The sequence below is a fragment of the Bacillus sp. FDAARGOS_235 genome (assembly GCF_002073415.2).
Taxonomy (GTDB): Bacteria; Bacillota; Bacilli; order Bacillales; family Bacillaceae_G; genus Bacillus_A; species Bacillus_A toyonensis.
Window position 1 is genome coordinate 1,347,008 of the sequence record NZ_CP020437.2, and the last position, 17,867, is coordinate 1,364,874.

Annotated in this window: 20 protein-coding genes; 2 read left to right on the forward strand and 18 right to left on the reverse strand. The window is 35.1% G+C overall.

Features of this window, described 5'->3' with window-relative positions:
• The first annotated feature begins 168 nt into the window (after positions 1 to 168).
• Together A6J74_RS08515 and A6J74_RS08520 are read left to right on the forward strand one after the other, a co-directional pair.
• Positions 169 to 1,299: a flagellin N-terminal helical domain-containing protein gene (locus A6J74_RS08515; RefSeq protein WP_001222391.1), complete on the forward strand. Its 1,131-nt coding sequence runs from the start codon at positions 169 to 171 to the stop codon at positions 1,297 to 1,299.
• 258 nt (positions 1,300 to 1,557) lie between these two features.
• On the forward strand, positions 1,558 to 2,349 hold the full coding sequence (locus A6J74_RS08520) for a flagellin N-terminal helical domain-containing protein (RefSeq protein ID WP_001219691.1): 792 nt from the start codon (positions 1,558 to 1,560) through the stop codon (positions 2,347 to 2,349).
• 95 nt (positions 2,350 to 2,444) lie between these two features.
• Here A6J74_RS08520 and A6J74_RS08525 read toward each other — a convergent pair whose 3' ends face one another.
• The 18 genes from A6J74_RS08525 to A6J74_RS08610 form a co-directional block, all read right to left on the reverse strand.
• Positions 2,445 to 3,392, reverse strand: coding sequence for a DNA-binding domain-containing protein (locus tag A6J74_RS08525; RefSeq protein ID WP_000274704.1), 948 nt, complete (start codon positions 3,390 to 3,392; stop codon positions 2,445 to 2,447).
• A gap of 637 nt (positions 3,393 to 4,029) precedes the next feature.
• Positions 4,030 to 4,938: a chemotaxis protein gene (locus A6J74_RS08530; RefSeq protein WP_000075949.1), complete on the reverse strand. Its 909-nt coding sequence runs from the start codon at positions 4,936 to 4,938 to the stop codon at positions 4,030 to 4,032.
• A gap of 114 nt (positions 4,939 to 5,052) precedes the next feature.
• Entirely contained in the window at positions 5,053 to 5,538 is a 486-nt protein-coding gene (locus A6J74_RS08535) for a hypothetical protein (protein ID WP_000068315.1), read from the reverse strand.
• 313 nt (positions 5,539 to 5,851) lie between these two features.
• Complete coding sequence (locus A6J74_RS08540; protein WP_000198188.1) at positions 5,852 to 6,187, reverse strand: DUF3964 family protein; 336 nt, start codon at positions 6,185 to 6,187, stop codon at positions 5,852 to 5,854.
• Positions 6,188 to 6,236: 49 nt separating this feature from the next.
• The gene (locus A6J74_RS08545) at positions 6,237 to 7,460 is read right to left on the reverse strand and encodes a flagellar hook protein FlgE (RefSeq protein ID WP_000588325.1); all 1,224 of its coding nucleotides are present in this window, start codon (positions 7,458 to 7,460) and stop codon (positions 6,237 to 6,239) included.
• 16 nt (positions 7,461 to 7,476) lie between these two features.
• The gene (locus tag A6J74_RS08550; RefSeq protein ID WP_001143458.1) at positions 7,477 to 8,055 is read right to left on the reverse strand and encodes a flagellar hook assembly protein FlgD; all 579 of its coding nucleotides are present in this window, start codon (positions 8,053 to 8,055) and stop codon (positions 7,477 to 7,479) included.
• 3 nt (positions 8,056 to 8,058) lie between these two features.
• Positions 8,059 to 9,168 carry a flagellar hook-length control protein FliK gene (locus tag A6J74_RS08555; RefSeq protein ID WP_000616448.1) on the reverse strand — a complete coding sequence of 370 codons (1,110 nt, stop codon included), beginning with the start codon at positions 9,166 to 9,168 and terminating at the stop codon, positions 8,059 to 8,061.
• Between the two features lie 10 nt (positions 9,169 to 9,178).
• Positions 9,179 to 9,589: a hypothetical protein gene (locus tag A6J74_RS08560; RefSeq protein ID WP_000360853.1), complete on the reverse strand. Its 411-nt coding sequence runs from the start codon at positions 9,587 to 9,589 to the stop codon at positions 9,179 to 9,181.
• Between the two features lie 116 nt (positions 9,590 to 9,705).
• On the reverse strand, positions 9,706 to 11,010 hold the full coding sequence (gene fliI / locus A6J74_RS08565; RefSeq protein WP_001060540.1) for a flagellar protein export ATPase FliI: 1,305 nt from the start codon (positions 11,008 to 11,010) through the stop codon (positions 9,706 to 9,708).
• Positions 11,007 to 11,696 (reverse strand): FliH/SctL family protein, encoded by a 690-nt coding sequence (locus A6J74_RS08570; RefSeq protein WP_000051701.1) that lies wholly within the window; start codon positions 11,694 to 11,696, stop codon positions 11,007 to 11,009. Before A6J74_RS08570 ends, fliI begins: the two co-directional genes overlap by 4 nt.
• The gene (fliG, locus tag A6J74_RS08575; RefSeq protein WP_000883355.1) at positions 11,683 to 12,687 is read right to left on the reverse strand and encodes a flagellar motor switch protein FliG; all 1,005 of its coding nucleotides are present in this window, start codon (positions 12,685 to 12,687) and stop codon (positions 11,683 to 11,685) included. Before fliG ends, A6J74_RS08570 begins: the two co-directional genes overlap by 14 nt.
• Positions 12,688 to 12,700: 13 nt before the next feature.
• Positions 12,701 to 14,275 (reverse strand): flagellar M-ring protein FliF C-terminal domain-containing protein, encoded by a 1,575-nt coding sequence (locus A6J74_RS08580; protein WP_000411360.1) that lies wholly within the window; start codon positions 14,273 to 14,275, stop codon positions 12,701 to 12,703.
• Positions 14,276 to 14,297: 22 nt separating this feature from the next.
• The gene (fliE, locus tag A6J74_RS08585; RefSeq protein WP_000701668.1) at positions 14,298 to 14,597 is read right to left on the reverse strand and encodes a flagellar hook-basal body complex protein FliE; all 300 of its coding nucleotides are present in this window, start codon (positions 14,595 to 14,597) and stop codon (positions 14,298 to 14,300) included.
• 16 nt (positions 14,598 to 14,613) lie between these two features.
• Positions 14,614 to 15,027, reverse strand: a complete 414-nt coding sequence (gene flgC / locus A6J74_RS08590; RefSeq protein WP_000484909.1) for a flagellar basal body rod protein FlgC — start codon at positions 15,025 to 15,027, stop codon at positions 14,614 to 14,616.
• 20 nt (positions 15,028 to 15,047) lie between these two features.
• The gene (gene flgB / locus A6J74_RS08595; protein ID WP_001113112.1) at positions 15,048 to 15,455 is read right to left on the reverse strand and encodes a flagellar basal body rod protein FlgB; all 408 of its coding nucleotides are present in this window, start codon (positions 15,453 to 15,455) and stop codon (positions 15,048 to 15,050) included.
• A 369-nt stretch (positions 15,456 to 15,824) separates the two neighbouring features.
• Positions 15,825 to 16,097 carry a hypothetical protein gene (locus A6J74_RS08600; RefSeq protein ID WP_001058073.1) on the reverse strand — a complete coding sequence of 91 codons (273 nt, stop codon included), beginning with the start codon at positions 16,095 to 16,097 and terminating at the stop codon, positions 15,825 to 15,827.
• Complete coding sequence (locus A6J74_RS08605) at positions 16,087 to 16,455, reverse strand: flagellar export chaperone FliS (protein WP_001149518.1); 369 nt, start codon at positions 16,453 to 16,455, stop codon at positions 16,087 to 16,089. Before A6J74_RS08605 ends, A6J74_RS08600 begins: the two co-directional genes overlap by 11 nt.
• 22 nt (positions 16,456 to 16,477) lie before the next feature.
• Entirely contained in the window at positions 16,478 to 17,860 is a 1,383-nt protein-coding gene (locus tag A6J74_RS08610; RefSeq protein WP_000929294.1) for a flagellar hook-associated protein 2, read from the reverse strand.
• Positions 17,861 to 17,867: the final 7 nt, after the last annotated feature.

Consider the following 17,867-nt stretch of genomic DNA (forward strand, 5'->3'; position numbering starts at 1 on the left):
AAAATGAATATATTGTTAAACTGTTATTTTTTTATATTTATTAATTCGAATTTTTAGTTGACACCCGTTGTAGCAAGGATTACAATAAATCTCGAAATTGATTTTTTCGCATATTACCGTTTTTCAATTTGCAGAAAAGTCAATATAAAAAAATGGGGGTTTCTTAACATGAGAATTAATACAAACATTAACAGCATGCGTACTCAAGAGTACATGCGCCAAAACCAAACAAAAATGAGCAACGCTATGGACCGTTTATCAAGCGGTAAACGTATCAACAACGCTTCTGACGATGCAGCAGGTCTTGCAATCGCAACTCGTATGCGTGCACGTGAAAACGGTTTAGGAGTAGCAGCTAACAACACACAAGACGGTATGTCATTAATCCGTACAGCTGACTCAGCTTTAAACTCTGTATCTAATATCTTACTTCGTATGCGTGACATCGCTAACCAATCTGCAAACGGTACGAACACTAGTGATAACCAAAAAGCATTAGATAAAGAATTTTCTGCATTAAAAGAACAAATTGATTACATTTCTAAAAACACAGAGTTTAACGATAAGAAATTATTAAATGGCGATAACAAATCTATTGCTATCCAAACTCTAGATAACGCTGATACAACGAAACAAATCAATATTAATCTAGCTGATTCATCTACTTCAGCTTTAAAGATTGACACATTATCTATTGAAGGAACTGGTACTAAAACAATCGCAATTACAACAGCAGACATTGCGAAAGATACAAACATTGCTGCTTTAACTGCAGCTAAAGGTACTTTAGCTGGTTTAACTGGTTCACCAACTGAAGCAGCCCTTACAACAGCAGTTGAAGGTTTTAAAACGGCATTCGAAAAGGTTGATAAAAACTTAATGAGTGACACTGCAATTAAAGGTATTGAAACTGCAATTAAAGCGTACGATGAAGCTGGTACTAAAACACTAGCACTTGCTCAAGCAGTTGGAGCTGCTTATACTGCACCTACAGCAGGTAATATTACAAAAGCTGCACCAAACGCTTCTGAAGCAATTAAATCAATTGATGCAGCTCTTGAAACAATCGCATCTAACCGTGCAACACTAGGTGCTACATTAAACCGTCTTGACTTTAACGTAAACAACCTGAAGAGCCAATCTTCTTCTATGGCTTCAGCAGCTTCTCAAATCGAAGACGCTGACATGGCGAAAGAAATGTCTGAAATGACTAAGTTCAAAATCTTGAACGAAGCTGGTATCAGCATGCTTTCTCAAGCAAACCAAACGCCACAAATGGTTTCTAAATTATTACAATAAGCCATTTGAGCTAGTTTCCTGAATAAACCTCTCTGCTTGCGGAGAGGTTTATTTTTCTATATAAATAAATTATTTGTAAAACGCTTCTTTTTTTAGATGGACGGGAGCATCCGCGATATGTAGAAGCGGTCAGTGCCTATTTTGATCCCCTCTTATGTTAAAAGAACAACAGCAAATGAGCATAAGCCTTTTTATCTATCCATAGCCGTTTATTAGCTTTAGAACACTAACTATATCAATCTATAAGGAGTGTCTATTATGCGTATTGGTACGAATGTTTTAAGTATGAATGCTAGGCAATCACTATATGAGAATGAAAAACGTATGAATATTGCGATGGAGCATTTGGCGACTGGTAAGAAGTTAAACCATGCTTCTGATAATCCAGCTAATGTTGCAATTGTGACTCGTATGCATGCACGAGCGAGTGGTATGCGTGTGGCGATTCGTAATAATGAGGATGCGCTATCAATGCTTCGGACAGCGGAAGCTGCTCTTCAAACTGTGACGAATATTTTACAGCGTATGCGTGATTTAGCTGTTCAGTCTGCAAACGATACAAATTCAAATAAAAACCGTGATTCGTTAAATAAAGAGTTTCAATCTTTAACAGAGCAAGTTGGCTATATTGGTGCGACAACTGAGTTTAATGATTTATTTGTATTTGATGGACAAAGCCGTCCTATTACGTTAGACGATATCGGTCATACAGTACACCATATCCCCCCTTCCCCTACACAACATGACATCAAGATTTCAACAGAACAAGAAGCAAGAACGGCAATTCGTAAAATTGAAGAAGCCTTGCAAAATGTATCACTTCATCGTGCTGATCTTGGGGCTATGATAAATCGTTTACAATTTAATATTGAAAATTTAAATAGTCAAAGTATGGCCCTAACAGATGCTTCTTCTCGAATTGAAGACGCGGATATGGCGCAGGAAATGAGCGATTTTTTAAAGTTTAAATTATTAACTAAAGTTGCGCTCAGTATGGTTTCACAGGCTAATCAAATTCCGCAAATGGTTTCTAAATTACTACAATCTTAAAAATTTGTCTTCCCTCTTTGAAACGATTCCACACAAAACAAAAGGGAAATACATATAAACTATGTATCTCCCTTTTATTTTGTACCCAAATTTTATTACTGTGTTACAGTCATAACTTGTCCACTACGATCAACCATAATTTTCATTTTCCCGTCTTGTGCGTTATATAACCCTAATTTATGCAAATCTTGTTTACATTCTTTTACGAAGTAAGGCAATGTGCGAATTTGATCGATATCAGAGCTCGTAATGAAATGAATTAAATGATGCGTCATTTCTTTTATATCATGAACAAGCTCTTCCTTTTCTCGCTTTAGTCTTTCATTTTCAGCTCGTAATACATGCAATTCGCTTTCAAGACCACGTACATCCTTTTCATTTTCCGAACGCCCAGCAGCCATGCTTGAAAGCTTATAAATGCCTTCCATAAACTGATGGAGTTCATCTTCTTTTCTTTCACTACATTGACTAATTGTTTCAAAATTATCAACGATACCAGATATAACTGTTACAAGACTTTTTTCATTCTCTGTATTTTGAACTTCTTTTCTTACTTCTTGCTTGTTTTCTTTTTTCATTTCAACGATTTGTTCTTTTACGGGTGTATATTTTCGCTTTCGTCCTGGTTTTTGTTTTTCAATATTTTCAAACGGTATTTCACGTTTTTTCAATTTATAATACGTATTTTGCAATTGACTTTCTGTTTTCGGAAAAAGATTTAGTTCATTTTTACTAACGTATTTTGAAATATTTAAAATGTTTAAACCGTGACGTTGACAAAATTGATACACTTCATACAGTAACTCTAGCTCAGACTTCAGCCATGTAATTGTTGATTTTTCATAAGCTCGCATACCGCCATGTTTTTCTATATCTATTTGGAATAAAACCATTCTATTATATAAATCGACTAACTCTTCATACTCCACTCGGAATTGTTTCTCTATTTTTTTAAATTCCGTTTCTAATTTCATATCATTCATTTTATTATTTGACATGTTTTGTAAAAGTTTTAATACATTGATTGCTGTGTGGTGATACATAATCTGTGCCACTCCCCCTCATCCTTTCACAATTCTCATCTGACTCCCATGTCTTTTAAGAAATAGCAATTTTTACATATCCATATTATAACATTTCGAAATTGTCTGTCAAATAATTAACATACAAAAACGTATGGAAAGTGTAAAAAAGAAAGAGTATTTTTTAATTAATATGCAATTATACATATTAATTACATATAATTATATTATATGGTATTTTTAATATATTTTCACCGAAAAAGTTTGCGCTACCACGAAATATTACTAACATAAACCAAAATATGTTCTCTTATATTTTTAAACAAAAAAACGCTGCTTATTAATTAAACCAATTGAAAATCTCGAAATAGAGACTATTCTTACAACCACAAATACTCCTTCTACCTGTACAGAGTATAGAATACTAAAAAGAAGCTAGCCAGTACTACTATAATGGCTAGCTCCTCTATTCCAGCTAAATAGAAAAGATTTGTACACCGCCTCTTCTATAACTATCTCAATGACTCTCTTTTCCTGCTTATGTGAAACCACTCCATATCTCTGGTCTCACATCGTACAGAACTCTATTAGGCACTGACCGCTTCCAAACTTCGCTAGAGGTTCTATTCCAGCAAAAAAAACGCTTTTTAAAACTCTTTTACAACACTAACTTATCAACTAAGCCAATTAACTCTTGAATATCTGGCTTACTTACTTGAGCATTTGCTCCTACAGCTTCACCTTTATGGAATAATTCATTTGTAATTAATGAAGAGAAAATAATGACCGGTAAACGATTCATTATTTCACCATCCTTAACTACTTTCGTTAAATGATGTCCATCCATTTTTGGCATTTCAATATCAGTAATTAGCAAGTGAATGTGTTCAAACATTTTTTCCCCTTGCTCTTTCGCTAATTTTTCAATTTGTGCTAATGCTTCCGCACCATTGCTGAAGAAGTTCATTTTCGTATATCCAGCTGATGATAAAGTTTCTTCTAGTATTTGGCGAAGCATTGCTGAATCTTCTGCAATATAAATAACTTTTTCAGCACGATCTGTTTTTTGTTCTAAGCCTGAAAGTGATTTATTGTCATAACCAGTACCGCTAATTTCACATACAATTTTTTCATAGTCTAATAGTAAAATAATTTTCCCATCTAGTTTTACAATGCCAGATGTCGTTTCTTCTAGTCCCATTGATAAGGAAGCTGGTTCATCAATTTGTTCCCATGAAATACGTTGAATACGATGTACTTCGTCAACGCGGAAAATAACTTTCATTTGGTTTAATTCTGAGATGATGAATTTCGTTTGATCAAGTGGCTTTGTTGATTTTAAATTAAGAGCCGTTGCTAAGTTAATAACAGGTAAAATTTCACCACGTACTTGAACAACACCTTCAACTGCATGATGAGATTCTGGCACAGTTGTAACAGGGAATGGATTAATGATTTCACGTACTTTCATTACATTGATACTAAATAGATTTTCACCAACAGTATATGTGACAATCTCTAATTCATTTGTTCCACTTTCTAATAAAATACTTTGTGCTTGTGACATAAAGGTGTCGCTCCCCTTCTATTAATTCCGTATATTTAATTATTAAGCTTTATAAAAGAGAAAAAGTCAACTACCTATATGAAAAATATAGATAGTCGAACAATTTATTTACGCTTAATCTTGTATAAATGAAGCAAGTGCCTCTAATAACACTTCTTGTGCCCCTACAATTTCTGTCGGCATTGCTTCCCATTTTTTTGAAAGTTCCGTTTCTACTCTCATTCTTAACTCTTGATTCATTTCTTCGAGTACATATTGTTTCGTCGCTATATCAACATCAAGTAACGCGAGTGCATATAGTTCTGGATCGTTTATTTTTTTAAATAATTGTTTTAATATAGCCGGCGCTATATGTTTTAATTTTTCAATATGAATTTCCTTATCCGAAAATAGTAGCTCGTATTGAATAAACGCAACATTTTCTTTAATTACTTTAAAATAGCAATTATTTTTTTTATCATTCACAAAATAACCGTTCGGATCTGCGATAATACTCTCTACTTTACGAATTAGATCTGGCAAACTACTCGCCGCCATTACAGTCCGCTGCTCAACCTCACTTGGCGAAATGAATGTAACGCGATACTTATTCTGCGCCATCCTCCTCACCTCTCCTTTTATAAAAATGTATCAGCACAAACTATCCAAAAGGCACTCTCCTGCTACGAAACGATTATCTCATCCCCAACCATACCAGTACCCTTCCATAGCTCTATTTTTACATCTCCAAGCCCCTCAGGACCAAAGATATGACCCATACTATAACTACACTTCGCTTACCACAGCTTAAACTACATTAGTAACTCTCCATATCCCTGTCCTTACACACCTGTCGAGACTCTATTAGGTACTAACCGCTCCAAAACATTGCTGGATCCACTATCCAACCCTAAAAAAGAGCTTTTAAGTGCTTTTAAGAGTTTTTCAACAACTCGATATTATTGAACCAAAACGCAATTTGCTGATCCGTTATCCCTGATAACGTAACAAAAAACTCACGGCACTTCATCTCGTCCTTAAACAGTTGATACTTCCAAACTCCATCACTACCAACACTTACGAAATAAAACTCATGAATACGGCCAATGATGGCTTCCTTTTCACCAAATGAATACGGAGGCACTTGCTTAATTTCAAATTGATCCGGTAAATATACATGCTCTTCTCGTTCCATTTTTAGCACTTGCTCGGCAAGTTCACGTTTATTTTCGAAAAAAGGCAATTGTAAAACTCGCTCTTGTCTTGTCATACGAATAAAAAACCCTTTCTACTACATTACAAGTTTTCTTTATAATATATTATCGAATTAAGTTTACAACTTCATTTAATACTTCATCTGACACTTTAATTACTTTCGCATTTCCTTGGAATCCACGTTGATACAGCATTAAGTCAACGAACTCAACAGATAAATCTACGTTGGCCCCTTCTTGCGCGCCACCACGTACTTTACCTGCACCGTTTTGACCAGATGCACCAAGTGCTAAAATACCTGTTGTATTCGTCGCTGTATAGTTACCATTACCTGTTTTCATTAGACCGCCTTCGTTCGGGAACATCGCAACAGCTAATTGGCCAGCAGATTTCATACTTCCATCAGAATATTTTACCATTACATATCCACCGTCAGCAATGAAGCAATCTTTAACCGTCGCTGCTGCTCTACCATCTACGTCTGTTACTGATAATGTTTTATCTGTTGGATGGTTTGTTAAATGACTTAAGTCTAAATTTATAGAGCCGCCATCAAATGGAATATTGGCTCTTTGCTCTTTCGGATTAGGGTTTCCAACAGCATCAAATGTCATATTACCACCTGCACCTTGAACATCCTTAAACTCTGTTTCTTTTTTCGAGTCATTACGCATCTGTACTTTATATGTATAATTATGTTCGCTCGTTTGTTTAAACTCTACACGCATTGTCCATGTATTCCCCGCATTATCATATACAGGTAAATCTTGTGTAATTTGTTTTTCACCAGTTGGAATATTCCCTTTAATTGTCCCTTTCGATGTTCGAATACCACCAATTGCTGTTCCCATTGGAATTTGCAACGGTCCTGGGATTCCAGATAAATCAACTTCACCAGTTGCTTCATTTGCAGGATATGCAAATACATATTGACCTTCAGTATTCGTAATATAGTAATCTGAGGATATCCCAAACGTACCTTTACGAGTAAATTCCATATTTCCGCCTTTTGAATCACCTACAACGAAGAAACCATTACCTTCCATTGCTGCTTGTGTTTTACCACCAGTTAACGTAATTGTACCATCACTATAATCTGTAACCGTACCACTCATTTTCACACCGTTACCAATACTTTTCGGATTCGTTCCTGCGTATTTACCGTCACCTTTTGCACCAATCGAATTGTTATATAGTAAATCATCAAACATTGCTTTTTGTTTTTTATAACCAACTGTTTGTGCATTAGCAATATTATTTGAAGTTACACTTAATGCATTTTGTGTTGCATTCATTCCTGTAATACTTGTATATAACGCTTTAATCATAACGTATGGACACTCCTCATGAATTTGTAGTTTTTACTTCTTCAGTTGTTTTTTGCTCTTCTTTCTTGACATCCTCTGGATTCGTTTCTCCAATCGGTTTATCAGACACTCTCTCAACGAAACGAAGAGATACGACTTTATTATTAATAATGAGCTGTACATCATTATTCTCTGCAAGGCGAACCGTCTCTACTTGACCAGTTACTTTGTTTCCGTCGCCGTCAACACCTCTTACGTACTTCCCTAAAAACTTCATACCGCCATCAAGCGCTGTCGAATACATCGTCGTTCTTAAAGAGTCAACTGCTTTTGTCATATTTTGCACTTGCTCCATAAGAGATAACTGCGCTGTCTGGTTCATCATTTGATTCATATCCATTGCATTAAATGGATCTTGATGTTGGAAACTTGATAAAAACAATTTTAGGAAGTCATCTTTCCCCATTACCCCAGGAGTCTTTTGTGCTCCTGCTGAAACTCCGTTTGTTTGTTGAACTGGCGATTGTACACCATTCACAGATGCGTTTTTTGCTTGCGCTCCTGCTTGTAACGGAATATGATTTGTACTCGTTGTATTTAACCCAACTGTTGGCACGCTTTATTCCTCCAATAATCCCGCAAATTCTTTTGATTGTTGTTTCTCATGTTGCGTACTTGCTAATTTCTGCTTTTGTCTTTGTTCTTGTTCTCGCTGTTCTTTACGGTTTTCATCTTTATCCGAATAGCTAATTTGAATATTAATTTCTTTTTCTTTTAGCTTTAGCCTCAATTCATCAAAAATGATTTCAACACGTTTTTTTGCATCGTGTTTTTCCATTTCTACATGCACATCAATTTGGTCGCCATGCTTTTTCATAAATACAGTTAACGTTCCAAATTTTTCTGGATTTAGCTGGAATAAAACACGTTCTTGTTTCACTACAAATTTTTGCAATGCTTCTACTTGCGCTTCCATTTTCTTTCCTAAGTCAGGTAATGTAACCTTCTCAGCGCCACTATTTGATTTTCCGATTTGATCAGTACTCGTCGCTTTATTTAATAACTCCGCACCCGTGGAACTCGAATCACTTAACGAATCGACTTCTGGCAACTCTACCTTCACATCATCGCTCTCTGATTTCAGAAGATCTACATCTTTAGACTCTTCTTGTTTTTTTGCAATATTACAAGTTTCTGTCTCTACAACTTTCAAAGCCTGCATCATTTGCTCTGGCATCTTCACTTTGTCTAACACCATTTGCATTGTATCTTCTAAACATATAGCATTTTTAATATTCATATTTGAAAGGAGCTCTTGTAATTGTTGTAATTCACCTGCGGGTAATTCGTTAAGTTTTATATTTCCATATTCTTTATACAGCTCTTGTATTTTTTGTATGTATTGATATAACAATTCTGGTTGCACACGTAATTGCTCAATTGCAACCATTTGCTCAGATACAGCTAATAACAACTGTTCTGTCTCTTTTTTTTCTTCTTTCTTTACACTTGGTTCTTCTTTCGTTACCGATGGTTTAGAAAGATTATATTCTTTTTTCTCTTCTTTTGGTGCTTCTTCTCGTTTCGTTTTCTCCGTTTTCGGCTGCTGTTTATTTTCCATTCTCAACGTACGATCAAATGAAGAATTTTCATTTTTCGATTGTATTTCTAGCCCTTTTTCTTTTTGCGGAGGTAAACTTTGTTGCACCGGTAATACAGACTGTATCACTACATTCACCTCATCCATTCATACACATTTTTAAATCAAGAAGCATTTTTTCTTCTAGCTTTTCTTGCACTTTTGCAAGCTTCTTACAATCTTCTTGATACATTTCATCAATGACACGTTCTTTTTCTTTTACTTGCTCTAAAAGGCTTTCATTTTTTTGAATAAAACCTTCTGTTTTTTTAATTTTTCGATTCCATTCTTCTATTCTTTCAGGTGAAAACGTATGTGAAGAAAGCATGCCAGCCATAATACGTTGACCAGTTTGTACGACTTTGCTACGTGATTTCACAACGTATAAATCATATTCTTTTTTTTGTTCTATTTTTCTTTTTTCAGCTGTTAGTTCGGACACTTCTTTTAAAATATGTTCTTTTTCTTGATTTATTTGCAATTTTATCGTGTCGTACTGCTGTTTATCCACCTGTTTTCATAGCCCCTTCCTATTATAACGCTCTCTTTTTCTATTATATAGTTTTTTTCCAAAAAAATCTGTGAAATATTAAAAAACAAAAAAATAAGACCCCTTTAGTAGAGGCCTTATACTATATGGTGTATCGCTTGAACGATATCATCAAATTGGAAACTATCCGATCGACCTTGCTTTAAAAACGTATTTATATCTTCTACTTTATTTTTACATTCAAAAATATAAGCATTTTCTTCATTTTCTTGAATCGTCCCTAATTTAAAGTACAATTCATTTTCTTTATAAATAGATAAGATTTTTCTCATTTCATTTGCAAGTTGCCAATGGTTAGGCGACACAATTTCTTCCATAATCCTACTTACTGAATCTAACACTGAAATGGCAGGATAATGACTAAGCGTAGCAAGCTCACGCTTTAATACAATATGTCCATCTAAAATACCACGTGCTAAATCTGGTACAGGACCGTTTAAATCGTCTCCATCAACGAGTACGGTATAAATACCTGTTATAGATCCTTTTTGTGTTTTACCGGATCGCTCTAACAACTTCTTCATATAACTTTCCATTAACAGTGTTTTACCACCAATCGGTAACTCTTTCACTGCAATATCAACACTTCGGCGCGCATCAGCAAAACGAGTAACTGAATCCATCATGAGTAGTACGTTATTGCCTTGATCACGGAAATATTCAGCAATGGATGTGGCAAGCTTTGCCGCGCGAAGTTGCATCAGATGGCTTTCATCTGACGTCGCTACAACAACAACGCTTTTCCTCATACCTTCCTCGCCTAATTCTTTTCGAATAAAGTCTTTTACTTCTCGGCCACGTTCTCCTACTAAACTAATAACGTTAATATCAGCTTTTGCATTTTTTGCAATCATTCCAAGTAAAGTAGATTTACCAACACCTGATCCAGCGAAAATACCAATCTTTTGACCGATACCAATTGTTAGCATAGAATCAATTGATTTTATTCCCGTTTCAAATACATCAGTAATCTCTTCACGCTCAAATGCATGAATAGGGGGGGCATCTAATTTTATTTTCTGTAGTGGAATGTTTTCAGCGTTCTCATTTAACACTTCACCATTCGCACTTAACACCTTTCCAAGTAAATGATCACCACGAGGTACAACAACATCTTCTGCAATTAATGTAACTGAATCCCCGTAACATACTTTTTCTGTCTGTCCAAATGGGAGTAACATATTATTCTCTTTTTCAATCGCAATTACTTCACATAAAACATTATGTTCTCCAACGAAACAAACATCGCCAATTTTTGCTTTCGGCCCTTTCGCTACGAAAAACTGTTCTTGTACACTATGAACTTTACCAATTTTCGTATAAAACGGTGTGTCGATAAACGTATTCCACTTATTCTGTTCATTTATGAGCTTGTTGTTCATACATTTTGCTCCTCAAACAACTTCTCTTCTTCCCATTTCTGACGAAGCTTCGCAAATATAGGTGCAAATTTAAATTCAAAAAACTCTTTCTCTTCCTCCAAAACAAATTCACCGAACTGCAGGGAGAAATCATATTTCCATTCTACTAATTGTAGTAACCAATACTCTTTCGTATTTTCCTTCTCTTCTTGAATACGTTCAAACGTTTCTGGATGTACTGTTATTATTAATTTTTCAAATGAAGTAGGCAACGTTTGAACGATGCCAGTTAAAATTGGTAACACATCAAGTAATCGCGAATCTACCGCTTGGTTTACGATTTTTTCTGCTAGATGAAAAGATTGATCCCACAATAACTCTGTCCATTCGTATGCTGTTTCCTGTTGTTCTTTTTGAAACTGCATACGTGCTACTTCCATCTGTTCCATTTGTTCATGAATATGCATTTGAAATTGTTCTTTATCTTGTACTAGCTGCTGACGCTCTCGTTCTAGCATTTGCTGCCCTTGTCTTAACTGATTCATTTCCATATGTAATGATTCTTGCTGGGCGCGAAGCTCTGCATGATCAGCTTGTAATTCTTCCTCTTCTATTTGGACTGAAGCTGGTTTTGGAAATTGTAATTCATACGTTTCTTCAGAAAAAGAAACAGAATTCTTCGGAATTCTGTTTTTAAATAAGGACATCCCCTTCACCTCTTTGAACGATAATTCTTCCTTCTTTTTCTAGCTTTTTAACTGTACCTGTAATCGTTTGCTGCGCTTTTTCAGCATCCGTCATCTTAAGCGGTCCTAAGCCATCTAATTCTTCTAGAATCATCTCTTTACGGTTTGAAGACATACATGTAAATAATTTCTCTTTAATTTCTTCTTTTGCAATTTTAAGTGCTTTCGCAAGAACACCGTTATCTGAAATTTCTTCCAATACACGGCGAAGCGCAAGATCTTCAAGACCAAGTAAATCTTCAAAGACAAACATATTTTCTTTAATTTTCTCAGATAACTCATAATCGACTTCATCCAGCTTTTGAAAGACTGTTTTTTCAACACCTCGTGAAACATTATTTAAAATGTTCACGATCGTTTTCAAGCCATCTGTTTTATTAATTGCACTAAATGCCATATTATTTAATTTCGCTTTTAACAACTCACCAATTTGATTAATTAATTCACCATCAACTTGTTCTAGTTTTGCAATACCCATTACCGTCTCTACTCGTTTATGATCTGGCAATCTCTCAATTAATTGAGAAGCAAGTTGCGGTTTAATGTAAGAAGCAATTATCGCAATCGTCTGTGGTGATTCATCATTGAGCACTGTAAGAAGTGGTTCTAAATCTGTAAGTGAATTTAAGAACTCAAACGGATTATCTTTGTTATACCAAAGATCTTCCAATAATTTTTCCAGCTCGTCTTCGGGCATGTTTTTAAATATGCGACGAATGTACTCCTTATCTGGAGTGACTAAGTTTAATTCTTTTACATTTAATTCATATAAGAACTCCCCTAGCACATTTTCTAACGTTTCTGGTTTATATACACGAAACTTCGCAATTTCACGAAGTAATACTTCTTTTTCCTCAGCTGTCATATATTCAATGACTTTTGCTGCCACCCCTTCGTCTAATGTACGAATGAGGATGGCAGCTTTTTCTTTGGAGGAGATTTCATCTAACATCGTTGTTCCTCCCTTACTGTCCGTTTAACCATTTTTTAATTACTTTTGCAGTACCTTCTACATGTTCTTTCGTAGCTTCCTGCACTTGATCATCTAACGTTGGTTCTTTCGGTCCTTCTGGTTCCGGTGTTGGCTCTGGCACTATTTTTTCTTCAGGAATTTCCAGAATACTTTCATTACTTGCGGCAATTTCCTCTTCGGCTAAGTATTCTTCATATTCCTCTTCTTCTCTCTTTTTCTTACGTCTTGCTAAGAAGAACCATACTAGACCAATTAGTGCTAACAAGCCAGCTGTAATTCCACCGAATAACCACCAGTTCATACCACTTTTTTCCGGCTCTTTCTCTTTTTCAACTTTCGGCTGGTCGAACTGAACAGTTACAACGTTAACTTGACCGTTTGTAAAGTTTCCATTCGGATCAACTTGAAGCCCAGCTGCTGTGCCAATCGCTTCTTTGAAAGTCGTCATATCAATTTTTCTTTTTACTAACGTATCATTATCTACCCATACAACAACATTTGTTTTCGTTAATTCTGGATGTTTCTTAATTGTTTCAACTGTTTTATCTATTTCATAGTTTTCAATTTTGTTACCATTTTTATTATCATAGACAACTTTACCGTTTTGATTATTGTTCGTACCGTAGTTTGGCACGTCACCGTTCGCTGTAATACCAGCACCTTGCTTCGTATCTGCTCCTTCTTGTGCAGTAGAGCTTTCCTCTTGCTCTTGTTTACTACGAAGCACACCTTTATCACCATATTTTTCTGATTGACGTGTAACCTCATCGTAGTTTACAGAAACTTTCGTATTTACTTTATATTCATTTGACTTAAACATCGTCATTAACGTTGCGTCAATATCTTGCTTTAACTTACCTTCAATTTGATGCTGCATCTCTACTTCTTTTTCATAAGAAGAGGAACTGTTAGAATGCGCTTCATCTGCTCCTTTTGAGATGATACCTTTTTTACTATCAATAACACTTACTTCTTCTGCTTTCACGCCAGGAACTGCCGCACTAATCATTTGCTGTATACCAGCAACTTGATCAGCTGTTAATAATTGTCCACGCTTCACACCAACAGTAATCGCCGCTGTTCCCTTTGCTTTTTCTTCATCAAAAATTGTTTCTTTTTCAGGTAATGTAATTTGAACATTTGCCGTTTCAACCGTCGCAAAATTTCGTACAATATCTTGCTCCAATTGTTTTTTCGTACCGACAATTTGCTTCATTTTTTTATCTTGCTCACTTGACCCGAGCGAGCTTTCTAATAATATTTCCTCGCCGCTCTTAGAATTAAACGGTAAGCCCATTCCATTCATTTCTTTTCGAACCCATGGAGCATCATTCTTTTGCACACGAATTGAACCATCGGCCGCTAATTGGTAATCGACACCTAACTTCGATAATTCTGCTGTAATCTCTTGCTTATCTGCATCATTTAAATTTTGATATACAACAACATATTTATCTGGCAAGGTGAAGTATAAAAGTGCTCCTGTTACAACCGCTAAAAGCGCAGCACCGATTACTAACTTATGCCACGTTTTTAACGATTGGATAACATTTTTTATCTTTTCCATTTAAACACACCCGTCCACTTTCCTAAATTTGCATATTAATTAGTGACTTATAATTTTCAATAAGATTATCACGTACGAGAGCAGCCGTTTTCATTTGAGATTCAGCTTTTTTTTGCTGAATTAAAACGTCATGTGTTTCTCCTACCCCTTTTGTTAATAAATCATATACTGCTGTTTGCGCATTATTTTGCGTTTGATTCATATCTTCCAATAAATCAATAAACTTTTTTCCCGGAGCTACAGAAGTTTCCGAAGTTTTCGGTGCACCAATTGACTGAATTGCTCCAAATGGCTGTGTATGTAACATTGGTTGAATTTTCATATCCCTATCTTCCCCCTTATCCTCGTCCAATTTCTAAATCTTTATCGAGCATTTTTTTGTTCGCATTTAATACACTTGTATTTGCTTCATACATTTTTTGAGCAACCATAACATTCGTCATTTCAGCAGTTACATCAATATTTGGATAACGTACATATCCTTCTTCATTTGCATGCGGATGCGTCGGATCATACACTAAGTTTTCCGTTTTGTCTGCTTCAATACTTTTTATTTTCACTCCGTTAGTAGGAGCCCCGTCTAACATACTTGCAAAACTATTATTTGATTCTAGCACCACACTACGACGCTCATATAAATCTGCCCCCGGAGCGGCTGTCGTATTCGCATTTACAATATTGTTTGAAGTAACTTCCATCCACTTTCTCGCTGTCGTTAGTCCTGAGCCACTTGCATTCATTGCCTGAAACATCGTTTTCTCTCCTTCTACCTTTAACGTCCACGTGCCGCTTGGTTAATTGCGTATTGTGTATTAATTGCATTAATTGAAATACCGTATAACTGATTTGCTTTCATTAAATCTAGCATTTCTGTCGTTACATCCACACTATTTCCATCTTGATTCTTTTGCATTGATTTCGTTTGAATCTTTGCATACGTATTTTTCATATTTACTGTCGGTAAGTGCATTTCATTCGTTTGATATAAATCTGGATTGCTCTTTAAATCAGCCGCATTGTTCTTATATAACGCACTGCTCTTACTCATCTGCTCAGCAAATGTTACATCTTGTGCTTTATAGCCAGGTGTATTCGCATTTGCAATATTACTAGAAACAGTATTTCGTTTCGTTACTAAATAGTTCATATAATGGCTTACATCACTCACTAAATCTGGCATATTCCACACCCTTCCTTTTCTACCTTAATGATCCACTGATGGAAGTTTCACTTCATTATTTATTTTATTATATGTATTTATTAAAATATTAACTATTATGTACCCTTACATATTTTATTCCATTTTTCCATTGTTGTCTTTAGAAAAATACAAAAATATAAAAAAGAATACAAAAAACTGTATACAGACAGTGATCCGTGAACTATTTTCATATATGAACTACACATTAAAGTTCATTTTTATATTATTTAGATTACTACTATTTTTTCATTACAGTCATAAAATGAAACCTCAATCAGCGGAACTATTTACTTAAACAAAGGAATGGATCCCCTTTAAAAAGGGGAAATCCATTTGTAAACTGTATTATTAATATTTACCGTAAAATGAATTAGCTTTCATTCGTCCATCATTTGTCATAATCATTTCTTCCAAAATCTTTTGCTTATCTCGAATATGCTGCGCTGCCTTAATAATGAATGGACTTACTTCTGCTGCAACTTGCGCACGCGTTTCTTCATCCAATGTCATCATCCAGCGATTTAACATCTCACTCTTCTCAGCAAACTCTCCATCTGACACTTGCAATTCACCGATTTCATTAAAACAGCCGAAAAACGTCCGATAAATATCATTGTTCATTTTCAAGTGCTCCGCGGTAACCGTCTATTAAATCTTGTAACACTTTCACAATCGCATCCATGTCTTTTGCTTCACGCGTTACTTTCATCGTCTGAATTTGAATACTAATCCAATCGTATAAACCATAAAGACTATCATATAAGTCTTTCGTAATTTCAGGGTTCAATTGAAGCTTCAATTCTTCAAAAATACGTTCTAACTTTTCAAGAAGCGCGTCTCCTTCTTGTAGTTTAAAAGTATGTAAAAGCTCTTCTAAATTACGAAACTCTACAATACATCTTTCATAGATAAAAATTGTATTTTTAATCGGATTACTCGTCATAATATCATTTTGCATATAACGTTGCCATGCTTGCATACCATCACTTCCTTAACTTTCATTAATCATCACTTTTTTGTTTTGTCATTGCTTTAATTGTTTTTAGCTGGCTATCAAGCGCCGCTAATGTACTTTCTAATTTTTGATACTTCTTCACAATTTCATCTTGCTTTTGCAAGTTTTGCGTCTCGATATCTTTAATCTTTTTATCTAAATCACTTACACGTGAGTCAATATTTTTTACTCTCTCACCGACTACACCTTTATCACCAAATAGTTTATCAAGTGGCTCTTCCATCATTTTTCCTAAACCGTTAGAACTAAAGAAAAATTGCTTCGCTGCATCAGGTTTTTCTTTTAATGCTTGTGTTAATTTTTCATCATTAACTTCCATCGTTCCATCTTGCTTTAATTGAATACCAAATGTGAATAAATAATTACCATCTTGGGAAAATGTTACGACATTGTTCATCGCTTGACGTACACTTTGCATAATGGCTTGACCTTGGAAAGCCCCACCTTTTCCGGCAAAGATATCTACCGTACTAACAGCTTTATTATAATCCGCAACCATCTTCTTAATAACATTCGATGCATCTGTTACGTTTGAGTCATTTACTGTAAATTTTAGGTCTATACCTTTTGTTTTTGGATCTGGTGTTGTGCCAGCATCTGGTGTCCCTTCCACTTTTGGCTCAGTTACCTTTAATAATTCAATTTTCACGCCTGGAAGAGCCTCAATTGTATTGGTAAAGCTTTCAGCTGTGATACCATTAATACTATATTTAGCATTTTGCGCTTCATTGATTACATTAAGCGCTACTCCATCCGCATTAGCTAAACCAATATCTTGAAATAGTGTAGATGTGTTCCCCTCAAACTTAATTACTCCATCTGTTCCTTCTTTTTTCGAGGTCATGAAAATTTTATTTCCAAGTGTATAAGCTGATACGCCATAATCTCCATCATTAATCTTATTAATTAAATCTTTATATGTCATATCAGTTGTTACTTTTAATTCTTTACCGCCTAGTTTTAATGTTTCATCTTTAGGAAGCTTTGCATTTATATCTGTAATGTCATTTGAAGCTATTTGATGACGCTGCGCTAGCTGTGTAATTGTCATATTAAAAGTTCCTGCAATCGCACCACCATCAGCTTTTACATTTATATAACCGTCTTGTGTTGTCGTTACTTTTTTTTCATTCCCTTTAAAAGCCGCTAAGTTTTTAAATGTTTGTGTGAAAGAACTAAATTCTGATTTTAAACTTGTATATAATAATTTATCATTTGTAAGGTCGTTCTTTTCTTTCGTATACGGTGTTTTCCTCATATCTAACGCATTCATTTCTAATTCGACGAAGTTTGAAGTATCGATCATATTATTTCCGAGATTCCAAATTTGTTGTCTACCACCAATACCTGTCATCGTTGTTCCTGCCATTTTTCTC